The 3,566-nt window shown below is 59.9% G+C and carries 4 protein-coding genes; 3 read left to right on the top strand and 1 reads right to left on the bottom strand.

The window, feature by feature from the left end:
- Positions 1–145: 145 nt before the first annotated feature.
- Complete coding sequence (gene hemN / locus DCO47_RS26200) at positions 146–1,528, top strand: oxygen-independent coproporphyrinogen III oxidase (RefSeq protein ID WP_116659243.1); 1,383 nt, start codon at positions 146–148, stop codon at positions 1,526–1,528.
- On the opposite strand, the gene DCO47_RS26195 is transcribed toward hemN, so the two are convergent.
- Positions 1,525–2,007 carry a hypothetical protein gene (locus DCO47_RS26195; RefSeq protein ID WP_064363872.1) on the bottom strand — a complete coding sequence of 161 codons (483 nt, stop codon included), beginning with the start codon at positions 2,005–2,007 and terminating at the stop codon, positions 1,525–1,527. The two genes, hemN and DCO47_RS26195, sit on opposite strands and share 4 nt — an antisense overlap.
- Before the next feature lie 154 nt (positions 2,008–2,161).
- On the opposite strand from DCO47_RS26195, the gene fnr reads away from it, so the two are divergent.
- On the top strand, positions 2,162–2,896 hold the full coding sequence (gene fnr, locus DCO47_RS26190; protein WP_016773865.1) for a fumarate/nitrate reduction transcriptional regulator Fnr: 735 nt from the start codon (positions 2,162–2,164) through the stop codon (positions 2,894–2,896).
- A 75-nt stretch (positions 2,897–2,971) separates the two neighbouring features.
- Positions 2,972–3,520: an adenine phosphoribosyltransferase gene (locus tag DCO47_RS26185; RefSeq protein ID WP_116659242.1), complete on the top strand. Its 549-nt coding sequence runs from the start codon at positions 2,972–2,974 to the stop codon at positions 3,518–3,520.
- The last annotated feature ends 46 nt before the right edge of the window (positions 3,521–3,566 follow it).

The raw sequence follows: 3,566 nt of genomic DNA, 5'->3' as shown, positions 1-3,566 counted from the left end.
AGCTCCTACAGGAGGTCGCATTCCAAGGTAGGAGCTGACGAAGGCTGCGATCTTTTGACCTTGTGCTGTTGATGCAAATCAACAGCCCCATCGCCGCACCCCGATAGACTCGCCACACTGCCAGCCTATCCGGGGGAATGCCCGCATGCTCGACGCCATTCGTTGGGACTCTGATCTGATCCGCCGCTACGATCTGGCGGGGCCACGCTACACCTCGTACCCGACTGCCGTGCAATTTCACGGGCAGGTCGGCACCTTCGACCTGTTCCACGCCCTGCGCGACAGCCGCAAGGCCCAGCGGCCGTTGTCGCTGTACGTGCATGTGCCGTTCTGCGCAAACATTTGCTACTACTGCGCCTGCAACAAGGTCATCACCAAGGATCGCGGTCGCGCGCAGCCATATCTGCAACGGCTCGAGCAGGAAATCCAGTTGATCGCCTGCCACCTCGACCCGACGCAAAAAGTCGAGCAACTGCATTTCGGTGGCGGCACGCCGACCTTTCTCAGCCACGACGAACTGCGCCAGCTGATGGCGCACCTGCGCAAGCATTTCAATCTGCTCGATGACGACTCCGGTGATTACGGCATCGAAATCGACCCGCGCGAGGCCGACTGGTCGACCATGGGCCTGCTGCGCGAATTGGGTTTCAACCGGGTCAGCATCGGTCTGCAGGATCTTGATCCGGCGGTGCAGCGCGCGGTCAATCGCCTGCAAAGTCTGGAGGAAACCCGCGCGGTGATCGACGCGGCGCGGACCCTGCAATTTCGCTCGATCAACATCGATCTGATCTACGGCCTGCCGAAGCAGACCCCGGACAATTTCGCCCGCACCGTCGACGAAGTGATCAGCCTGCAACCGGATCGCCTCTCGGTGTTCAACTACGCGCATCTGCCGGAGCGCTTCATGCCGCAACGGCGGATCAACAGCAGCGAATTGCCCAGCCCGGCGCACAAGCTGGAGATGCTGCAGCGCACCATCGAACAACTGATCGCTGCCGGTTACCGCTACATCGGCATGGACCACTTCGCCCTGCCCGATGACGATCTGGCAATTGCCCAGGAGGAACAGACCCTGCAACGCAATTTCCAGGGTTACACCACCCACGGCCATTGCGATCTGATTGGTCTGGGCGTGTCGGCGATCAGCCAGATTGGCGATTTGTACTGCCAGAACAGCAGCGACCTCGCTGCTTATCAGAACAGCCTCGCCAGCGCGCAACTGGCGACCAGTCGCGGCCTGGTGTGCAACGCCGACGATCGCTTGCGCCGCGCGGTGATTCAGCAGCTGATCTGTAATTTCAAACTCGAATTCGCTGAAATCGAGCAGCAGTTCAATGTCGACTTCCAGGGCTATTTCGGCGCGCTGTGGCCGCAATTGCAGGGGATGGCCGAGGATGGCCTGATCAGGATTGATCGCGACGGGATCGAGGTGTTGCCGGCGGGCCGATTGCTGGTGCGCTCGGTGTGCATGGTCTTCGATGCGTACCTTGAGCAGCAGAACCGCCAGCGTTTCTCGCGGGTGATCTAAGGCTTGGTCAGCAACGAGCCGACCTTGAGGTTCTGATCAGGGCTCAGCGCCGACTGGTTCATCACTTTCGACAAAGCCAGGTTGGCGGTGATCAGGCCGCTGTTGAGGGCGGCGATGGCTCCACGCAATGCGGCGAGCTTGTTGATCTTTTCTTCATTGGAGAGGGTTTTGTCGGACATGACCGCCGCCATCCGCGCTTTCTTTTCGATAATTTCTTTCTGGATTTTGCGGATCATCTTCAGCAATTGCTGGATGTTCTCCGGTAGGCCGCTGTTGTCGATGTCGCTGTTTTCGCCGCCGACAGCGGCGGATTTGGCGATGGCCGCGCCGGACAGCGACACTTTGACGCCCTCGACCAAGGTCGGGCTTGCCGTTATCGACAGGTCGTCGTCGCGGTCGCTCGCAGCGTCGGTATTGTTTAACTCCGGCGCGGCAGCAACGCCGCTGCTACCGGGGCCTAGCGTGCCAATGGCGGTCATCGGAACCTTCCGTGGATGAATGCTGATAGCTGTTTATCGGCCGCCGGTGCTGCGGCTTTATGTCTGTGGGACAACATCGCCGCGTGCTGGCCTGAATGTCCTTGGGTGGGTTACCCTTACGTCTTATGTGTGTTTTCCCACAAGGATTGAAGAAATGTCCGAGCCAGTCAAACTGCGCGCTCACAACCAGGCCCACTGCAAGGATTGCAGCCTGGCCCCGCTCTGCCTGCCACTTTCTCTGAATCTGGAAGACATGGATGCGCTCGACGAAATCGTTAAACGCGGCCGCCCGTTGAAGAAAGGCGAGTTTCTGTTTCGCCAGGGCGACACCTTCGATTCGGTTTATGCAGTTCGCTCCGGCGCCCTGAAAACCTTCAGCCTGAGCGATGCCGGCGAAGAGCAACTGACTGGTTTCCATCTGCCGAGCGAACTGGTTGGACTGTCGGGCATGGACACCGAGAAACACCCGGTGTCAGCCCAGGCGCTGGAAACCACTTCGGTCTGCGAAATCCCCTTCGAACGCCTCGACGAACTGGCCCTGCAATTGCCGCAACTGCGCCGCCAGTTGATGCGGGTGATGAGCCGCGAGATCCGCGACGACCAGCAAATGATGCTGCTGCTGTCGAAGAAGACCGCTGACGAGCGCATCGCCACCTTCCTGGTCAACCTGTCGGCACGCTTCCGCGCTCGCGGCTTCTCGGCCAACCAGTTCCGCCTGAGCATGTCGCGCAATGAAATCGGCAATTACCTGGGTCTGGCGGTGGAAACCGTGTCGCGGGTATTCACGCGCTTCCAGCAGAACGAGCTGATTGCCGCCGAGGGCAAGGAGATCCACATTCTCGATCCGATCCAGCTGTGCGCGCTGGCCGGCGGTTCGATCGAAGGCTGATCACGACCCGCGGTTGAGCGAATCGTTTCAGCCGCGGGTATACTGCGCCGTTTGCAGCCCTGCCAGGACACCCCGATGGTCTTCGACTCCTTCGACATCAAATCCCTGATCCGCCCCCTGATCGACTTTCCCAAGCCGGGCGTGATCTTTCGCGACATCACCCCGTTGTTCCAGTCGCCTACGGCCCTGCGCCTGGTGATGGACAGCTTCGCCCATCGCTACGTCGAAGCCGACTTCACCCACATCGGCGCAATGGACGCCCGTGGTTTCCTGATCGGTTCGGTATTGGCCTATCAGTTGAACAAACCGCTGGTGCTGTTCCGCAAGCAAGGCAAACTGCCGGCGGACGTGCTCGCCGAAGGTTATGCGACCGAATACGGCGAAGCATTTCTGGAAGTGCACGCCGACAGCCTGTGCGAAGGCGATTCGGTGGTGATGTTCGATGACCTGATCGCCACCGGCGGCACGCTGATCGCGGCGGCCAACCTGATTCGCCGCATGGGCGCACGGGTGCATGAGGCCGCGGCGATCATCGATTTGCCGGAGCTGCAAGGTTCGCAGCGTCTTGAGGATATGGGCATTCCTACCTTTTGCCTGACGCAGTTTGCGTTGACTGATAAATAATCAAGAGCAAAAGATCGCAGCCTTCGGCAGCTCCTACATTGGGATG

This window comes from Pseudomonas sp. NDM (assembly GCF_003105095.1).
In the GTDB taxonomy this organism is placed as follows: domain Bacteria; phylum Pseudomonadota; class Gammaproteobacteria; order Pseudomonadales; family Pseudomonadaceae; genus Aquipseudomonas; species Aquipseudomonas moraviensis_A.
The sequence above is the reverse complement of the archived record's forward strand: the minus strand, read 5'-3'. Positions and strand labels throughout refer to the sequence as shown.

Excerpts from the sequence above, each read along its gene's own strand:
- hemN (WP_116659243.1), top strand. The coding sequence starts at position 146 with ATGCTCGACGCCATTCGTTGGGACTCTGATCTGATCCGCCGCTACGAT.
- DCO47_RS26195 (WP_064363872.1), bottom strand. The coding sequence starts at position 2,007 with ATGACCGCCATTGGCACGCTAGGCCCCGGTAGCAGCGGCGTTGCTGCC.
- fnr (WP_016773865.1), top strand. The coding sequence starts at position 2,162 with ATGTCCGAGCCAGTCAAACTGCGCGCTCACAACCAGGCCCACTGCAAG.
- DCO47_RS26185 (WP_116659242.1), top strand. The coding sequence starts at position 2,972 with ATGGTCTTCGACTCCTTCGACATCAAATCCCTGATCCGCCCCCTGATC.